Here is a 16,736-nt window from a genome sequence, read left to right as displayed (position 1 = left end):
GCGCCGGCCGCCGCCCGCGTCGAGCCGCATCGATCATCGTCATTGTTGATATCGAAAGTTCATCTACGACCGTCTATGGTCACGTAATGTCTCGGTCGTCTGGAGAGACCCTCCAGGACGATCTCAGGAGGCATGCGTGCGCATACGCAGACGGTCCGCCGTGGCCGGAATCCTTGCCGCTACCACCCTCATCGCGAGCGCGCCCATCGGTGCGAGCGCGTCGCCCGCCGACCCTGCGCCCGCCGCGGCCACGCCGCTGACGGGCGAGCACCTCGCCGACGACTACGCGTTCGTCGACAACCGCGGTGGCTCCGCCGCGCCGTCCTCCGCCCAGCGCTCGCTGGTCCGCGCCGACGACCTCGTCACCCGCTGGAACAAGCTCGGCACGCCCGCCTCCGTCACGCCCGTGCGGGGCCGGCTCGCGTCCGGGCTCAAGGGTGACGCCGAGGCCGTCGCGAGGGCGTACCTGAGAAACAGCGTCCGCCTCTTCGCCATGCGCTCGGCGGCGGTCGACGATCTCGAGACCGTCGCGCAGACCAAGGTCGGCGCGGGCACCGTCGTGCTGATGCGCCAGCGGTACGGCGGCCTGCCCGCCGCCCACGACGGCCTGGTGGCAGTCGCGGTCAAGGGCGGCGACGTCCTGCGCGTCACCTCCTCGCTGAGCCCGCGGAACGCGAAGCCCGCCGCCGCCCGCCTCCAGGCGGACGAGGCGCTCGCCGCCGCCCTCACCGACGCCGGCATCGCCCGCGGCGAGCTCGCCGACTCGCGCGTCCGGCTCGTGGCCGTGCCCATGCCCGGTGCCGAGCCGCGCGCCGCGTACCAGGTCGTGGTCATGTCGAAGGACGCCGACCACCCGCTGGGTTACACGACGTACGTCGACGCGGCCGACGGCAAGGTGCTGCTGCGCGAGAACCTGGTCACCTTCGCGGAGGACGACCCGCACTGGAAGGTCTTCCCCGCCACGCCGCCGCCCAACGGCGCGGACACCCGGCAGACGTGGTGCGCCTCGACCGCCACGGGCTGCTCCCGGCAGGTGCTCGACCCGGCGACCGGCAAGCCGTGGGACGTCGACGCCACCACCGGCACCCCGACGTTCACGACCACCGGGAACTCGGCGGAGTCCGTACGGCTGTGGGGCAACGGCACCCCGTCGGTGCCGGCCACGGCGAAGCCCGACCGGGAGTACGTCTACCCGTTCACCAACCAGTGGAACGCCGGCAAGTGCGACCCGGCCACGCTGACCTCGCCCGAGCAGGCGGACGTCGACGCGGCCACCGCCAACCTGTTCGCCATGCACAACCGGATGCACGACTGGTCGTACAAGCTGGGCTTCACCGAGGCGACCTGGAACCTGCAGAAGGTCAACACGCTGCCGTACGGCAAGGGCGGCGACGCCGAGCACGGCAACGCTCAGCAGGGCGCGGCCACGGCGACGACGCGCAACAACGCCAACCAGAACACCCCGCCGGACGGCATGCAGCCGGTCACCAACATGTACATGTGGCAGCCGTTCGCCGGGGCCGCGTACCCGCCGTGCGTCGACGGTGACTTCGACATGACGGTCATCGGCCACGAGTACAGCCACGCCATCAGCAACCGAATGATCGCCGGCCCGGACAGCGGCATCAGCTCCACCCAGGGCGGCGCGATGGGGGAGAGCTGGTCCGACCTCATCGCGATGGAGTACCTGTTCGAGAGCGGCTACACCCCGCGGGGGAACACCCCGTACGTCACCGGCGGCTACGTGACCGGGGACCTCGCGACCGGCATCCGCAACTACGACATGAGCAACAGCCCGCTCAACTACTCCGACTACGGGTACGACCGGGGCTCGGCCGTGCACTCCGACGGCGAGATCTGGAGCGCGACGAACTTCGACGTCCGCCGTGCCTTCATCGCCCGGTACGGCTCCGGCACCCGCGCCCAGCAGGAGAGCTGCGCGGCGGGCACCACCCCGGCGACCGGGTGCCCCGGCAACCGGCGCTGGGCGCAGCTGGTCTTCGACTCGTTCCTGCTGGCGGCCACCGGCTCGATCAGCATGCTCGACATGCGCGACAACATGATCACGGCCGACGCCCTGCGCTTCGACGGGGCGAACGCCGACCTGCTGTGGAACGCCTTCGCCGCCCGCGGCATGGGTGCCGGCGCGTCCAGCGGACCGTCGGACGCCGACCCGGTGGCGAGCTTCGCCTCCCCGTACGCGGAGAACGCCGAGGTGACGTTCAAGGCGCTCGGTGAGGCCGCCGGCAAGCCGGTCCGCCTCTACGTCGGCGACTACGACTACGGCGCGGCGCCGATCGCGGACACCGACCCGGCCACCGCGCTGCCGGAGACGGTGACGCTGGCCCCGGGCACCTACCGGTTCCTGGCGATCGGCGCGGGATTCGGCCACAAGCGGTTCACCCAGACCGTGTACCCGGGCGTCACCGGCCAGATCGGCGTGGTCATGCCCACCAACCTCGCGTCCGCCGCGGCGGGCGCCACCATCACCGGCGACGGCACCAACCCGGGCCGCCTCACCGACGATGCCGAGGGCACGACGTGGACGGCGAGCGGCGGCGCGGCCGGCCGTCAGGTCACCGTCGACCTGCCTGCGGACACCGCCAAGCTCGTCTCCCGGGTGCAGCTCAGCGCCTTCCCGGGGGCCGGCGCGTCGACGTCGACGATGTACAGCACAGTGCGCCAGTTCGAGGTCCTCACCTGCAACGCGACGGCGGGCGCGGACTGCGCGAGCGACGCCGGGTTCAAGGTGGCCTACACCAGCCCGGCGAACGCCTTCGACACCGGCCAGTTCCGGCCCAAGGTGCCCAACCTCGTGCTGAAGTCCTTCGCCGTGCGACCGACCCTGGCCACCCACGTCCGGCTGCGGGTGCTCAGCAACCAGTGCACGGGCAACCCGCTGTACGCCGGTGAGCAGGAGAACGACCCGCGCTCCAGCACCGACTGCGCGACGAACTCGCCGGCCGCGACGTCGGCGGTCGCGGCGGAGTTCCAGGTGTTCAGCAGCTGACCGTCCAGGGGTACGCGGCCCGTGCGGGCCGCGTACCCCTGCACATCGCCTCCTTACGCCCGGCCGGCGAGCCAGGCGGCTGCCCGCCGCGCCGATGCCCGGGACAGCCACGCGTCCTGGATCACCTCGGCGAGTTCCGTACGCGTCAGCTCGCCGATCCGGCTCGCCCGCAGCAACACCGACGGATGGCCGTCGAAGTGGGCGGTCGTGAAGAACGGCGACGTCTCGTCCTGCACGAGGGCCTGCTTGTCCATCTCCGACTCGACCCAGAAGACGATCACGTCCGGATAGCGTTCGCCGGTGGCGGGGTCGACCGCGTCCGGCCGGGGATTGCGGAAGAAGACGAAGGACTTCCGGCCCACCTGGTAGACCGGGTTTTCGCCGTTGCCGTACTCGACGGTCACGTGCGGCATGGCCGATGCCAGCTCATGGACGTCCTCGACCCGGGCCGGCCGCTCCTCATCGTCAGACACGTCTCACCGTAACCGACGCCCGGCCGGACCAACTGCTCAACAGCGGGGCCGGCCACCGGTGCGAGCTTGGTCGTCGGCCCGGACCACTGTGGATGATCACGGTACGTCATGATCTGAGCGCCGAGGGACACTTCACCGGGGTCTGACACGGTGCGGACCACGATGTCGGACCATGTCGATCTTGCGTGCGGTCCCGGTGGTGACGATGGCCCTCGTGCTGGCGGGGTGTTCCGCCGGTCACGAGTCGGAGCGCAAGGCCGCTACCGGTGCGTCCGCTGCGGCCCCGTCCGCCTCGGCGCCCTCCGGTGGCCGCCCCGACAAGCAGCACGCGGGCTGGCGGGATTCGGACGTCCCCGTGTTCGGGCCGGCCCCGGCGCCCGAGAAGATCGCGTTGCCGTCCGGCGGCAGTGTGCCGTACCTGCTGCGGGTCCCGACGACGCGGAAGGTCGCGTTCCTGACCATCGACGACGGCTATCTCAAGCATCCCGAGGCGCCGAAGCTGATCGCCGCCGCCCGGGTGCCGGTGACCCTGTTCCTGACCACGGACGCCATCGCCGACGACCCGGACTACTTCCGGCCGATGATCAAGGCGGGGGCGGTCGTCGAGGCGCACACCATCACCCACGCCAACCTCCGCGGCCGGTCGTACGCGTTCCAGAAGCGGGAGATCTGCGGCTCGGCGGACCGGCTGGCCGGCTGGTACAAGCGCCGCCCGGTGCTGTTCCGGCCGCCCTTCGGCAACAAGGACGCCACCACGCTGCAGGCGGCTCACGACTGCGGGATGAAGGCGGGCTTCATGTGGAAGGAGACCGTCGACAAGGGCAAGGTCCGCTACCAGGAGGGCAAGCGGGTGCGGGCCGGCGACATCATCCTGATGCACTTCCGGAAGGCGTTCGTGAAGGACTTCCTCGGCGCGCTGCGGGCGATCAAGAAGGCCGGTCTCACCCCCGCCCTGCTCGAGGACTACGTGTAGGCCCGGGGCTACGGGATCGGCCGGCGCATGGAGTACGTGACGCCGTGCAGCCGGTGCGGTTCGTTGATGACGTGGATGGCGGCGCGGTCGTAGGACTGCCATCCCGCCGCGCCGGCCCGGTTGAGGTGGCGCAGGTCGTCGAAGCGTTCGTCGGTGCCCCAGCGCAGCACCCCGCCCGGGTGGTGGAACGTGGCCGTCCAGTCCATGAAGCGGTCGGCGCCGAACGTGCCGGCGGCGCGGTACTCGAGGCGTGCGTACTCCCAGTTGGTCACGTCCATGATTATCTCCGTACGGCGCGGGGCCGCGCACCCGTGGTGCGCGGCCCCGCCGAAGCTGGTGCGGATCAGGCGACGCTGACCGCCGACCACGCGGCCGCGGTGGCGTTGTACTCGGTGCTGCCCGCGCCGTACAGGTCGCGGGCGGCGTTCAGGGTGGCCGTACGGGCCTCGGCGTACTTGGTGCCCGAGCTCATGTACGTGGTGAGCGCCTTGTAGAAGATCGCGCCCGCCTTGTCGTTGCCGATGCCGGTGACGGTGCTCCCGTTGCAGGTCGGGCTGTTGTACGCGACGCCGTTGACGGTGTGCGCGCCGCTGCCGACGGCCAGCAGGAAGAAGGCGTGGTTGCCGACGCCGGAGGAGTAGTGCACGTTGAGGTTGCCGACCGTGCTGCTCCAGCACTTCGCCGAGTTGCCGTCCTTGGACGGGTCGTCCATGTAGCGCAGCGGCGTGTGGTCGAGCGCGATGTTCTCGCCGATCAGGTAGTCGCCGACGTCCTTGGTGTTGTTCGAGTGGAACTCCACGAGGGTGCCGAAGATGTCGCTGATGGACTCGTTGATGCCGCCGGACTCGCCGCTGTAGACCAGGCCCGCCGTGCGGGAGGTGACGCCGTGCGTCATCTCGTGGCCGCCGACGTCCAGCGAGGTGAAGGGGCCGTAGTTCGTGCCGTCACCGTCGCCGTAGACCATGCAGAAGCAGCTGTCGGACCAGCCGGCGTTGTTGTACTTGTTGCCGTAGTGAACCTTGTTGTAGCTGCCCTTGCCGTCGCCCGCGATGCCCGAGCGCCCGAACTTCTCGAGGTAGTAGTCCCAGGTCTCGGCGACGCTGTACTGCGCGTCGACGGCGACCGTCTGGTCGTTGCTCAGCGAGCCGGTGCCCCAGACGTTGTCGGCGTCGGTGAACAGGGTGCCCTGGCCGAAGCGCCGGTTGTTCATGTCGTTGGTGTACGTGCCGCCGCGCACCGGGTCCTTGAGCTGGTACGTCGAGCCGGACTTGGTGGTGTCCAGCGGCACGGTGCCGACGTTGTAGCCGGTGCCGGAGCCCTCGACGGTCTCCACGTCGGCCCACTTGTCGACGACCTTGCCGGTCTGCGCGTCGACGAGCACGTGGGTGACGCCGTCGCCGCCGGCCGGGTCCTTCACAGTGATCACCGTGCGCCACACCAGCACCGGCGTCGCGGGCAGCGCGTCGACGGCCAGGGTCGTGGAGGCGCCCGCGGTGGCGGTGCCGCCGAGCGCCTTCGCCGCCGCGCGGACCGCCTTCGCGGCGCTGAGGGTGGGCACTGCCGACAGGGTGAGCGGGGCCTGCTGGGTCTTCGTCACGGCGCTCAGCCCGCCGTCGCGGCCGAGGTGGGCGATGACGTCACCGCCGATCACCTCCAGCCCGCGGTACGCGCGGTTGAGGTGGACGTGGCTCGCGCCGCTCTTCTCGACGAACACGCCGCGCTGAGCGAACGTGTCCGACGCGCCGGCCGCGAACGCGGCGCCGTGGCTGCCGATCGCACTCGTGGCGCGGGAGGCGGCCAGGGCGGGCGTGACGGGCTGCGGCTCGGCGGCCTGTGCCGCGGCGGGGGCGGCGAGTGCGGCCGACGCAAGCGCGGTCGCGGTGACGATGGCTCTGGTGCGCACCGTTTCTCCTCTCGTTCCGGCCGGGGTGGGGCCGGACTGAGATAGAGCTTCGTGAATATTTTTCGGCAGCGGAAGGCCTTTTGGTAACAAACGTATGACGCTGAGGAACATATACGGACGTCTTTGGCGTGATCCACCCCCGCCGACTCCTCAACCGGGGCCTCCCGGAGCCGATCTGTCCGGACATGCAGTCGACACCGCGCGTCGGGATCCTCGGCACAGGCTCGTACGTGCCCGAGCACGAGGTCACGAACGAGGCCCTGGTGGAGCGGGTGACCGACACCACCGCCGAGTGGATCTCCCGGAAGACCCTGATCGAGGCCCGCCGGTTCGCCGGGCCCGAGGAGGCCACCTCCGACCTGGCCACCCGTGCCGCCGCCGCGGCCCTGGAGAGCGCCGGCATCGCCGCCGACCGGGTCGACTACCTCATCGTCTCGACGTCGACCGGCGACTCGCCGCAGCCGCCGACCGCCTCGCTCGTGCAGCACGCCATCGGCGCCCACCGGGCCGCCGCCTTCGACATCAACGTCGTCTGCGCCGGCTTCGTGTTCGGCCTCGCGCTGGCCAACAGCCTGATCGCCACCCGGCCCGACGCCGTGGTGCTGGTCGTCGCCGCCGACATCTACTCGCGCATCCTCGACTTCGACGACCGGCGTACCGCGATCCTCTTCGGCGACGGAGCCGGCGCCGCCGTCGTCGGTGCGGTGCCCGCGCCGTACGGGCTGGTCGACCTCGAGCTTGTCACCAGGGGTGACGAGCACGAGCTGATCCACATCAAGGCCGGCGGCAGCCGCCTGCCCGCCTCGGCCGAGACCGTCGCCGACGGGGACCACTTCTTCCGGATGAACGGCCGCGGCGTCCGCGACTTCGTCATGGCCGGGGTGCCGCCGGTGCTCGAGGCCCTGCTCAAGCGCGCCGGGGTCACCGCCGGGCAGGTCGACCACTTCGTGCCGCACCAGGCCAACGGCGTCATGATCCAGCAGCTGGTGGACGCGGCGGGGCTGTCGTCCGCGCGTACCCATCTGGTCCTGGACCGTTACGGCAACACCGGCAGCGCCTCCGCGGCGGTCGCGCTCGACACCGCCGCCCGCGCCGGGGAGCTCGGCGCCGGCGACCTGGTCCTGCTCGCCGGCTTCGGCGGCGGCATGTCGGTCGGCGCGGCCCTGCTGCGCTGGTACGCCGCCTGACACCGCGGGAATTCTCCCGGGGATAGTGTCGATCCGCGTCCGGTCCGTTCGTCGCAGGAAGGAACGGGCCGCAGGGGCCCCGACGAGATCGGACACGACATGGCCAGGTACCTGATCCTCATCTACGGCGACGAGCAGGCATGGGACGCGGTGTCGCCGCAGGAGCTCCAGGAACGCCACGCCGCCCACGTGGCGTTCGCCGCGACGGCCGGGCCCGCGATCTTGGGCGGAGCGCAACTGCAGCCCGCCGGCACGGCGACCAGCCTGCGGGCCGGCGCCGACGGCCGGCCCACCCCGACCGACGGGCCCTTCCTCGAGACCAAGGAGGTGCTCGGCGGCTACTACGTCGTCGAGGCCTCCGACCTCGACGCCGCCATCGCCATGGCGAGCCGGCTGCGCGAGGTGACCGCCGGGAACGGTGGCGTCGAGATCCGTCCCCTGGTGGAGCCGAACTGACCGGCGTCGCCGCGGCGGTGGCCGACGCGTACCGGCGCGAGTGGGGCCGGGTCCTCGCCGCGACGGTACGCGTCACCCGCGACCTCGACCTCGCCGAGGAGTGCACCCAGGACGCGTATGCCCGGGCCGTGCAGGCGTGGGAGCGCGACGGCATCCCGGACCGCCCCGGCGCCTGGCTCACCACCGTCGCCCGCAACCGGGCCACCGACCTGCTGCGCCGCGAGACGGTGCTGCGCCGGACCCTGCCGCTGCTCGTGGTCGACGAGGTCGAGGCCGGGCCGGGGGAGAGCGAGCCGCCGGCGGTGCCGGACGACCGGCTGCGGCTGATCTTCACCTGCTGTCATCCGGCGCTGGCCCACGAAGCACAGGTGGCGCTCACGCTGCGGCTGCTGTGCGGGCTGTCGACGGCCGAGGTGGCCCGCGCGTTCCTGGTGCCGGAGCCCACCATGGCCGCGCGGATCACCCGGGCCAAGAAGAAGATCGCGGCGGCGCGGATCCCGTACCGGGTCCCGGCGGCGGAGGAACTGCCCCCGCGCGTGGGCGCGGTCCTCGAGGTGGTGCACCTGGTCTTCACCACCGGGCACACCGCGCCCGCCGGCGCCCGGCTGGCCCGGCACGACCTCGCCGACAGCGCGATCCGCCTCGCCCGGATGCTGCACGACCTGCTGCCCGGGGACGGCGACGTGACCGGGCTGCTCGCCCTGCTGCTGCTCACCGACGCCCGGCGGGAGACCCGGACGGCCGCGGACGGCCGCCTCGTTCCCCTCGAGGAACAGGACCGCACCCGGTGGGACCGGCGGCGGATCGCCGAGGGCACGGCCCTGCTCACCGAGGCGCTCTCCGGGCGCCCGCCGGCCCGGTACGCCGTGCAGGCCGCCATCGCCGCGGTCCACGCCGAGGCGCCCACCTGGCAGGACACCGACTGGACCGAGATCTGCGGCCTCTACGAGGTCCTGCGGCGGCTGTGGCCCAATCCCGTCGTGGAGCTCAACCGGGCGGTGGCGGTCGGCATGCGCGACGGCCCCGAGGCGGGCCTGGCAGCCCTGGAACCGCTGCTCGGCGAGCCCGCGCTCGCCACGTACGGCTACCTCAGTGCCGCTCGCGCCGACTTCCTGCGCCGCCTGCGACGCTGGGACGAGGCGCTCGTCGCGTACGAGGAAGCGGTGACCCTGACCGCCAACGACGTGGAACGCGCGTTCCTCGGCGCGAGGCTCGCCGAGGTCCGCGCCCGTCGCGGCTGACCGCTAGGCTTCGCGCCCATGGATCATGTACCACCGCAGCGTGCCGCGCTGCCCCTGGAAGACCTCGCGGAGGCCGGCCCGAGCGCGGTCGCCGCGGAACGGCTGACGTTCTTCGGCGACGCCGTCATCGCCATCGCCATCACCCTGCTCGCCCTGGAACTGCCGGTGCCGGAGGGCCTGACGAACGGCGACGTGCTGCACGAGATCTCGGGGGAGCGCGGCGACTACATCGCGTTCCTCATCAGCTTCGTCGTGATCGGCGCGCACTGGAGCGGCCACCACCGCGTGTTCCGCCACGTCAACCGGATCGGCGGCCGGTTGGTGCCGCTGACCATGCTCTGGCTGCTCATGCAAATCGTCACGCCCTTCGCGACCAAGGTGCTCAGCGGCGACGGCGCTTTTCAGTTCCGGTTCATCCTGTACGCGGCGGTGCAGGCACTCGCCGGCATCCTGTTCATGCTCATGGTCCGCGAGGTTCAGGCGCATCACCTGTACGGCCCGCAGACGCCTCCCGCCATGTTCGCGAACGCGTACATCGGGACGGGCAGCCTGGCGCTGGGGTTCCTGCTCTCCATCCCGGTGGCGTTCTTCACCGAGTACGCCTACGACTTCTGGTTCGGGGTACCGGTGCTTATCGCGCTGTTTCGCCGCCTCGTGGTCAACGGTCGGCGGGGGCGGACCAGTCCGGAAGCAGCGCACCCGGCCGGCTGAACGTCGCGAAGTCGGTCGTGTCGCGGAAGGCCGGGATCGTGTACAGATCGCGGGCGTACGACCACAGGTGCGGGTACACGTGCAGGCCGGGGTTGACGGTGCGCCCGGCGTTGGGGCCGACGTCGTAGCGGACCAGGGTGACCCAGAGCCGGACGTCCGCCTCGGTGAGCTCCTCGCCGAGCAGGTAGCGCGAGCGCGACAGCCGGCCGTCGAGCTGCTCGAACGCCTCCAGCAGCGCATCGCGGGCGGGCCCGGGGCGCACCGCCGCGCCGACGCCGTGGTTGACCGCCGGGCCGAGCCACCCGTCCAGCTGCTCGATCCCCTCGCGCAGGTGCTCCGGGTACGTGCGGACAGCCGGCGCCGCCAGGTGCCCGAAGCGGGTCGCCAGGTCGATGCCGATGCCGCGGCTGTCGTTGCTGACCAGGCGTGCTGTGGCCCGGTCCCAGAGCGCGGGCACGCAGACGTGGCCGTCGAAACCCTCCTCGGTCGCCTCGTACACCTCGCGCAGCAGGGTGAAGCCGTTGACCGGGTCGGGGCCGTACTGGTCGCGGAAGGCCCAGCCGCGTCCGTCGCGCTCGCCGTCGACGAACGACATCGTCACGATGTCCTCGAGCCCGGCCAGGGCGCGGGTGATGGCGACACGGTGGGACCAGGGACAGAACCAGCCGCCGTACACGTGATAGCGGAACGGCCGGGCGGTGAAGTCGCCGTCGGCGGTGATGCGGCCGGTGAAGCGCAGCAGGGGTCCCGGGGTGTCGGGGATGCGGTACTCGCCGTAGGTGGCGACGTCCACGGGCCCGGCGAGGCGGGTGGCTTGCGACAGCTTCGCCATCGGCAAAGTCTATAGTTTCAGTAGGAGATGAGCAAGGGGTTCAGGCCGCGCTCTGCGTCGCCGCGACCGCCATCCGGGACCACCGCATCGCCGCCATGACCGTGCCCGAGAGGTCGTCGCCCGCGTAGGCCGCGGCCACCTCGCCGAGATCGCCCCGCTCGTACGCGTTGACGATCCGCAGCACCTGGCCCAGCGCGCCGGTCCCGCGCTCGAGAGCCGCGGTGATCTCCGCGTCCAGTGGCAGCTGGTGGGCGATCGCCGCCGGGGTCAGCCCGATCATGTGGGCCACCGCCGTGATCAGGCCCGCCATGAACGCGGCGTCGGAGCTGGCGCCGAACGCGCCGGCGACGTTCTCGCACAGCCGGGCGCGGGTCAGGGCGTCCGCCATCTGCTCCTCGGTCGCCTCGGCGACGTCGTCGACGACCATCAGCATCGCCCACTGCCGGATGTGGGCCAGGCCCAGCATCACGACGGCCTGGCGTACGGACGACACGCGGATCGAGGCGCCGGAAGCGGCGGAGTTACTGGCCCGCAGAACCCGCATGGTCAGGGCCGGGTCCCGGGCGACGATCGCGAGCACCGTCTCCAGGTCGGCGTCGGCGGCACTCAGCGCGCCGATCAGCTCCAGGCGGCGCAGCTTCGAGGGGGTCAGGCTGGCCGCGGTCAGCACCTGCGGGCGGCTGAGCACGTAGCCCTGGCGCAGCTCGAAGCCGTACTTGTTGCTCAGCGCCAGCTGCTCGCCGGTCTCCAGGCCCTCGGCGACGATCTGGATGCCCGGGAAGGCGCGGCACGCGGAGACGATCTCGTCCAGGTGGCCGAGGTCGGCCGTGAGCAGGTCCAGCTTGACGAAGTCGGCCAGCGGCAGCAGCCGCTCGTGACCGGAACCCCAGACGAAGTCGTCCAGCGCGATCCGGTACCCCTGGGCCGCGAGCGCGGTCACCCCGGCGACCACCTCGTCGTCCACGTCGACCGTCTCGAGCACCTCCAGCACTACGTGCTCGGGCCCGAACGGCAGGGTCAGCACCCCGGTCAGGAACTCCCGCGTCATGTTGATGAAGCAGGTGCGGTCCCCGACGACCTCGTCGATGCCGAACTCGGTGAAGGTGTTGACGATGACCTGGCTGGTCGCGTACGTGTCCCGGCGGCCCGCCTCGACCGCGTCCATGCTGCCCCGGAACAGCAGCTCGTACGCGACGACATCGCCCGTCCGGTCGAAGATCGGCTGCCGGCCGACGTGCACGAGCTGTGTGCCCGGCAGCGGGAACGGCACCATGGGGTTCACGCCGTCACTGATCGGCCGCCACGGCCCCCGGTTGAGCTTTCTGCGAACTCGGGCGTAAATCAGGGGCACTTCGGGTGCGGCGGCCCGAGGGTCAAGTGGCGTTCTTCACAGCGAGGTCGATGGCCCGGTGCAGGTCGGAGCGGCGGATGCTGACCACCTCGTCGGCGCCGTCGTCCAGGTAGTCCTCGACGATCTCCCGGATCTGGTCGTTCGGGCTGATGCCCCGCCGCTGCGCCAGCGTGACGAGCCGTTCCGTCATCTCGTAGGACATGGTCACCGCGTGCACCACCCCGGCCGCCCGGGGTCGGTTGTCACGCTGCGCCGAGTTCCAGTCCCGGTCGTTGACGGAGGCAGCGGCATCGTCGAACCTGCTCATGAGGTGTCTCCCTTGATCCGCGCGATCGCGTCGATCTCCACGTCGTCGAGGTATCGGGCCGAGGCGACCGTGTACGTGTCATCGCTGTCCTCGATCAGTGCCACCACCAGCCACGTTCCCTTGCGATCGGGCCCGGCGACCTGCATGGCGGGCCCGATGTGACGGCGTACCACCCCGTGAGCATGCAGGACCTCGATGACCGACAGGGGATTGACCCGGGCGGCGAGGAGATTTTCGTAGGTCTCGTCCGTGAAGACGAAGACTTCGTACGGCGTCTCGGCGTCATCATCGAACAGCTGCGGCACCTCCGGATCCGTGTGACATTGTTCGGACAGCCGGAGCATTACCCTAGGCACCCCGTATTACGGGAAGTGCCGGAAAAATGACAACGTGTCGTGCGCCGCATCCTTCCACCGGCACCGAAAGATGCGGAACATCATTAGCGCCAGATGCTGATGAATCGGCCTCAGCGAGGCGTGTTCTGATCATGCAGGAGCAGCCACGTCCCGCCGACAAGGGCGAAGGTCAAGGTCAGAAGATAGGTCATCGTGTACGGACGGCCGCCGGCGTCGAGATCGTCGTAGGTGACGGCGTACGGTGCGACACCCGTGCTCCCGGCCTCGGTGCGCCGTAGCGGCTCGAGCTTCCACGTCCAGTCCGGATCACCGAACCATTCCCGGTGAAACGACCCGACCTCGTCCCGGCCGGCGAACATCCGCCCGTTCGGCGCGATGACGGTGACGTCGTCGTGCACCGTCGCCAGGAAACCCTCGACGTCCCGGTCGTTGATCGTGGCCAGATGCTGCTCGAGTGCTGCGGCGAAATCCATACGGTGATCCTTTCCTCGTTTCTGCGCGCCGCAGCATGGCATTTCTCCAGGCCCTCCGGCACCGCATTTCCCCGTACCCGCTGTTACGGTCGCGGCCGTGACCGATCCCGCGGACGCCCGCCTGAACCGCGTCCGCCGGCTCATCCGGCTGCCCCGCGCCGAGCCCACCCGCCTGCCGAGCGACTCGAACGACACCTGGCGCCTCGGCGACACCATCCTGCGCATCTGCTGGCGCGGCGACCTCGACCGGTTCCAGCGCGAGGCGGCGGTCACGGCGGTCCTGCCACCGCAGGTACGCGCCCCGCACCTGCTCGACACGGGCCGCGCCGGCGACCTGGCATGGCAGCTCACCCGGGCGATCGACGGTGAGCCCCTGCAGGCCGTGTGGGGGACACTCACCCCGAGCCGGCGGGACGACGCCATCGCCCAGCTCGGGACCTGCCTCGCCGCCCTGCACGCCTTCCCTCTGCCGGCCGCCGTCCGCGCCCTCCTCGGCGTGCCCCGGCCCGGCCCGGATCCCACCCCGTCCGAGGTGATCGGCTCCGACATCAACCCACTGCCGTACGCCCGCCTGGTCCGCCTTCTCGCCCCGGCCCGAGCGCTGCCGGGCGGCGATCCCGGCATCATCGACGCGCTGACCGACCGCCTCCGCGACCTGGCCCGGCACGACCCGTTCGACGCCGGCCAGCAACGCAACGGCTGCATCCACGGCGACGTGCACCTCGGCAACGCCCTCTGGCACGAAGGCTCGGTGTCCCTGCTCGACTTCGAATGGGTACGCCTGGGCCCACCCGACGCCGACCTCGAGGCGCTGCTGCGCACCGGCCCGGACGGGCTCCCGCTGACGCCGGACCTGGACACGGTGCTGGCCCGGCTGGCGGAGGCGTACCCGGCGCTGGTGTCCGTACCGGATCTGGTGCCTCGGTTGTGGCTCTCCCAGCTGGCGTTCGCGCTGCGCCGGACGCTGACCGACGCCGGCAACCCGGCTGCGGCCTTCGCGGCGCTGCGCCGCCTGCTCGACGGTCCGGACGTGGTGCGCTCGGCCCTCAAGATCGCCGGGTGAGGTCCCCGTCCGCCCGAACCAGTGCCGAGGTGCGACCGGACGATCTCACGCTCTTCACGGAGATCGCTACCGCCGCACACGGCCGGCCGGGTACCTCCGTTCGGCTCGTCTGCTTCACCGGCCCGAGCGCCGCGTCGCCGACAGCCACCGGCGAGATCGCTGAGGTGGCGTGGTTCACCGCCGCGGACGCCGGCCGGTGCGCCTCCGCGATTCAGCAGCTGATCGCGCAGCTGGTGGAGTCCGGCCTGATGGACTGATCGCTTCTCGCCGGTGACCACCGGGTGCGGACGCTTCGAGCAGGTGGCAGCGAGCTGAGATCATCGGCGATCAGGGCCGGTCACGCGGAGGCGAGGGTCTCCAGCACCTGCTGACCGTACTTGGCCAGTTTGTTCTCGCCGACCCCGCCCACCGCCGACAGTTCGGCCAGCGAGCCCGGCCGCAGTGCCGCGATCTGGCGGAGGGTGGCGTCGTGGAAGATGACGTACGCCGGGACGCCGGCCTCGCGGGCCGCCGATGCGCGCCAGGCTCGGAGCCGTTCGAAGGCCTCGGCGGCGGCCGGGTCGAGGTCGGGTGCGGGGGCGACTGCCGCGGAGGTGGCGCGGCGGGCCCGGGGGGTGCGGGTTCGTTCGGGCTCGCGGCGCAGCATGACCTGGTGTTCCTTGCGCAGGACCGCGCTGCTGGCGTCGGTGAGGGTGAGGGTGCCGTAGTCGCCTTCGACCGCGAGCAGGCCCTGGGCCAGGAGCTGGCGGACCACGCCGCGCCATTCCTGGTCGCGGAGGTCGGTGCCGATGCCGAAGACCGAGAGCTCGTGGTGGCGGAACTGGAGCACTTTCTCGGTGGTCTTGCCGAGGAGGATGTCGATCGACTGGCCCGCGCCGAACTTCTGGCCGCGTTCGCGTTGCAGGCGCAGCACCGTGGACAGCAGTTTCTGGGCGGCGACGGTGCCGTCCCAGGACTCCGGCGGGGTCAGGCACGTGTCGCAGTTGCCGCACTGCGGGTCGGCGGCCTGGCCGAAGTAGGCGAGCAGCTGGGCACGCCGGCACTGGACCGTTTCGCAGAGGGCCAGCATCGCCTCGAGGTGGGCGGCGAGGTTGCGGCGGTGCGCCAGGTCGCCGTCCGAGGTCTCGATCATCTTGCGTTGCTGGACGACGTCCTGCAGCCCGTACGCCAGCCAGGCGGTCGACGGCAGTCCGTCGCGCCCGGCGCGGCCGGTCTCCTGGTAGTAGCCCTCGACCGATTTGGGCAGGTCGAGGTGGGCCACGAACCGCACGTCGGGCTTGTCGATGCCCATGCCGAAGGCGATGGTGGCCACCATGACCAGGCCGTCCTCGCGCAGGAACCGGCTCTGGTTGGTGGCTCGGGTGCCCGCGTCGAGGCCGGCGTGGTACGGCAGGGCGGTGACGCCGTTCTGGGTGAGGAACTCGGCGGTCTTGTCCACAGAGGCCCGCGACAGGCAGTACACGATGCCCGCGTCGCCGGGGTGCTCGGTGCGCAGCAGGTCGAGCAGCTGGCGGCGGGGCTCGTTCTTGCCGACGATGCGGTACTGGATGTTGGGGCGGTCGAAGCTGGCGGTGAAGTGTCGGGCGCCGGTCAGGTCGAGCCGCGACGCGATCTCCTCGCGGGTGGCGCTGGTCGCCGTCGCCGTCAGGGCAATGCGCGGCACGTCGGGCCAGCGCTCGTGCAGCATCGACAGGTTGAGGTAGTCGGGCCGGAAGTCGTGGCCCCACTGCGAGACGCAGTGCGCCTCGTCGATCGCGAAAAGGGCGATCCGGCCGCGGTCGAGCAGCCGCTGGGTGGCCCCGACGCCCAGCCCCTCGGGGGCGACGTAGAGCAGGTCGAGCTCGCCCGAGACGAACAGGTGCTCGGTGAGCCGGCGTTCGTCGGGATTCTGGGTCGAGTTGAGGAATCCGGCCCGCACGCCGAGGGTGCGCAGCGCGTCGACCTGGTCCTGCATGAGCGCGATCAGCGGGGAGATCACCACCCCGGTGCCGTCCCGCACCAGGGCAGGGATCTGGTAGCAGAGCGACTTGCCGCCGCCGGTGGGCATGAGCACCAGCGCGTCGCCGCCGTCGATGACGTGCTCGATGATCTCGCGCTGCCCGCCCCGGAAGTCGGAGTAGCCGAAGACCCGGCTGAGCACGTCGAAGGCGGGGCCGGCGAGTGGGGGAGCGGAAGTCACCCCGCGAGTTTAGTGACTCCGCCCGTGGCCGGGCCGGGGCCTGTGGACAACGCGTCCGGGAGCGCCAGGAGCAGGCCGATCAGGCGATGCGACGCCGACCGGAAACATCGGCCCTCTTGCATTGACATCCGTCGAGGTCCGGGGGGCGGCTGCTCCTCACGCGACTGCTCCGCACCGACGAGGGCATCGTGCACGGAGGTCGCGCCGGCGTTCGGCGGCGA

General features: G+C 71.3%; 17 protein-coding genes. 8 read left to right on the top strand and 9 right to left on the bottom strand.

What is annotated here, in order from left to right; all coding sequences use genetic code 11:
* Positions 1 to 136 precede the first annotated feature (136 nt).
* The gene (locus tag AB0368_RS04270) at positions 137 to 3,010 is read left to right on the top strand and encodes a M36 family metallopeptidase (RefSeq protein ID WP_366152314.1); all 2,874 of its coding nucleotides are present in this window, start codon (positions 137 to 139) and stop codon (positions 3,008 to 3,010) included.
* 53 nt (positions 3,011 to 3,063) lie between these two features.
* Here AB0368_RS04270 and AB0368_RS04265 read toward each other — a convergent pair whose 3' ends face one another.
* On the bottom strand, positions 3,064 to 3,483 hold the full coding sequence (locus AB0368_RS04265; RefSeq protein ID WP_366152313.1) for an MmcQ/YjbR family DNA-binding protein: 420 nt from the start codon (positions 3,481 to 3,483) through the stop codon (positions 3,064 to 3,066).
* 172 nt (positions 3,484 to 3,655) lie between these two features.
* On the opposite strand from AB0368_RS04265, the gene AB0368_RS04260 reads away from it, so the two are divergent.
* Entirely contained in the window at positions 3,656 to 4,456 is an 801-nt protein-coding gene (locus AB0368_RS04260; protein WP_366152312.1) for a polysaccharide deacetylase family protein, read from the top strand.
* Positions 4,457 to 4,464: 8 nt separating this feature from the next.
* Here the strand turns inward: AB0368_RS04260 and AB0368_RS04255 are convergent, their stop codons facing one another.
* The gene (locus AB0368_RS04255; RefSeq protein ID WP_366152311.1) at positions 4,465 to 4,734 is read right to left on the bottom strand and encodes a hypothetical protein; all 270 of its coding nucleotides are present in this window, start codon (positions 4,732 to 4,734) and stop codon (positions 4,465 to 4,467) included.
* 65 nt (positions 4,735 to 4,799) lie between these two features.
* A complete protein-coding gene (locus tag AB0368_RS04250; RefSeq protein WP_366152310.1) occupies positions 4,800 to 6,359 on the bottom strand; it encodes a M4 family metallopeptidase in 1,560 nt (519 codons plus the stop codon).
* A 185-nt stretch (positions 6,360 to 6,544) separates the two neighbouring features.
* On the opposite strand from AB0368_RS04250, the gene AB0368_RS04245 reads away from it, so the two are divergent.
* From AB0368_RS04245 to AB0368_RS04230, 4 genes are all read left to right on the top strand, one after another.
* Complete coding sequence (locus tag AB0368_RS04245; protein WP_366152309.1) at positions 6,545 to 7,546, top strand: ketoacyl-ACP synthase III; 1,002 nt, start codon at positions 6,545 to 6,547, stop codon at positions 7,544 to 7,546.
* A 99-nt stretch (positions 7,547 to 7,645) separates the two neighbouring features.
* Positions 7,646 to 8,002: a YciI family protein gene (locus AB0368_RS04240; RefSeq protein ID WP_366152308.1), complete on the top strand. Its 357-nt coding sequence runs from the start codon at positions 7,646 to 7,648 to the stop codon at positions 8,000 to 8,002.
* 17 nt (positions 8,003 to 8,019) lie between these two features.
* Positions 8,020 to 9,243 (top strand): sigma-70 family RNA polymerase sigma factor, encoded by a 1,224-nt coding sequence (locus AB0368_RS04235; protein ID WP_366152307.1) that lies wholly within the window; start codon positions 8,020 to 8,022, stop codon positions 9,241 to 9,243.
* 18 nt (positions 9,244 to 9,261) lie between these two features.
* Positions 9,262 to 9,954, top strand: coding sequence for a TMEM175 family protein (locus AB0368_RS04230; protein WP_366152306.1), 693 nt, complete (start codon positions 9,262 to 9,264; stop codon positions 9,952 to 9,954).
* On the opposite strand, the gene AB0368_RS04225 is transcribed toward AB0368_RS04230, so the two are convergent.
* From AB0368_RS04225 to AB0368_RS04205, 5 genes are all read right to left on the bottom strand, one after another.
* Positions 9,902 to 10,786, bottom strand: a complete 885-nt coding sequence (locus AB0368_RS04225) for a glutathione S-transferase C-terminal domain-containing protein (RefSeq protein WP_366152305.1) — start codon at positions 10,784 to 10,786, stop codon at positions 9,902 to 9,904. The two genes, AB0368_RS04230 and AB0368_RS04225, sit on opposite strands and share 53 nt — an antisense overlap.
* 40 nt (positions 10,787 to 10,826) lie before the next feature.
* Positions 10,827 to 12,059: an HDOD domain-containing protein gene (locus AB0368_RS04220; RefSeq protein ID WP_366152388.1), complete on the bottom strand. Its 1,233-nt coding sequence runs from the start codon at positions 12,057 to 12,059 to the stop codon at positions 10,827 to 10,829.
* A 100-nt stretch (positions 12,060 to 12,159) separates the two neighbouring features.
* Positions 12,160 to 12,444 (bottom strand): hypothetical protein, encoded by a 285-nt coding sequence (locus AB0368_RS04215; RefSeq protein WP_366152304.1) that lies wholly within the window; start codon positions 12,442 to 12,444, stop codon positions 12,160 to 12,162.
* On the bottom strand, positions 12,441 to 12,749 hold the full coding sequence (locus AB0368_RS04210) for a hypothetical protein (RefSeq protein WP_366152303.1): 309 nt from the start codon (positions 12,747 to 12,749) through the stop codon (positions 12,441 to 12,443). The genes AB0368_RS04215 and AB0368_RS04210 overlap by 4 nt, the downstream gene beginning before the upstream one ends.
* Positions 12,750 to 12,910: 161 nt before the next feature.
* Positions 12,911 to 13,273 carry a nuclear transport factor 2 family protein gene (locus AB0368_RS04205; protein WP_366152302.1) on the bottom strand — a complete coding sequence of 121 codons (363 nt, stop codon included), beginning with the start codon at positions 13,271 to 13,273 and terminating at the stop codon, positions 12,911 to 12,913.
* Positions 13,274 to 13,370: 97 nt separating this feature from the next.
* Between AB0368_RS04205 and AB0368_RS04200 the strand changes: the two genes are divergently transcribed.
* Positions 13,371 to 14,336: an aminoglycoside phosphotransferase family protein gene (locus AB0368_RS04200; RefSeq protein WP_366152301.1), complete on the top strand. Its 966-nt coding sequence runs from the start codon at positions 13,371 to 13,373 to the stop codon at positions 14,334 to 14,336.
* A complete protein-coding gene (locus AB0368_RS04195; RefSeq protein WP_366152300.1) occupies positions 14,333 to 14,593 on the top strand; it encodes a hypothetical protein in 261 nt (86 codons plus the stop codon). The genes AB0368_RS04200 and AB0368_RS04195 overlap by 4 nt, the downstream gene beginning before the upstream one ends.
* 80 nt (positions 14,594 to 14,673) lie before the next feature.
* Here the strand turns inward: AB0368_RS04195 and recQ are convergent, their stop codons facing one another.
* The gene (recQ, locus tag AB0368_RS04190) at positions 14,674 to 16,515 is read right to left on the bottom strand and encodes a DNA helicase RecQ (protein WP_366152299.1); all 1,842 of its coding nucleotides are present in this window, start codon (positions 16,513 to 16,515) and stop codon (positions 14,674 to 14,676) included.
* Positions 16,516 to 16,736: the final 221 nt, after the last annotated feature.

This window comes from Actinoplanes sp. NPDC051475 (genome assembly GCF_040689425.1).
Taxonomy (GTDB): Bacteria; Actinomycetota; Actinomycetes; order Mycobacteriales; family Micromonosporaceae; genus Actinoplanes.
This window is presented reverse-complemented; position numbering and strand designations above follow the sequence as displayed.

Bases quoted from the DNA above. Each gene is read 5' to 3' on its own strand.
- AB0368_RS04260 (WP_366152312.1), top strand. From the start codon at position 3,656: ATGTCGATCTTGCGTGCGGTCCCGGTGGTGACGATGGCCCTCGTGCTG.
- AB0368_RS04255 (WP_366152311.1), bottom strand. From the start codon at position 4,734: ATGGACGTGACCAACTGGGAGTACGCACGCCTCGAGTACCGCGCCGCC.
- AB0368_RS04245 (WP_366152309.1), top strand. From the start codon at position 6,545: ATGCAGTCGACACCGCGCGTCGGGATCCTCGGCACAGGCTCGTACGTG.
- AB0368_RS04240 (WP_366152308.1), top strand. From the start codon at position 7,646: ATGGCCAGGTACCTGATCCTCATCTACGGCGACGAGCAGGCATGGGAC.
- AB0368_RS04230 (WP_366152306.1), top strand. From the start codon at position 9,262: ATGGATCATGTACCACCGCAGCGTGCCGCGCTGCCCCTGGAAGACCTC.
- AB0368_RS04225 (WP_366152305.1), bottom strand. From the start codon at position 10,786: ATGGCGAAGCTGTCGCAAGCCACCCGCCTCGCCGGGCCCGTGGACGTC.
- AB0368_RS04220 (WP_366152388.1), bottom strand. From the start codon at position 12,059: ATGGTGCCGTTCCCGCTGCCGGGCACACAGCTCGTGCACGTCGGCCGG.
- AB0368_RS04215 (WP_366152304.1), bottom strand. From the start codon at position 12,444: ATGAGCAGGTTCGACGATGCCGCTGCCTCCGTCAACGACCGGGACTGG.
- AB0368_RS04205 (WP_366152302.1), bottom strand. From the start codon at position 13,273: ATGGATTTCGCCGCAGCACTCGAGCAGCATCTGGCCACGATCAACGAC.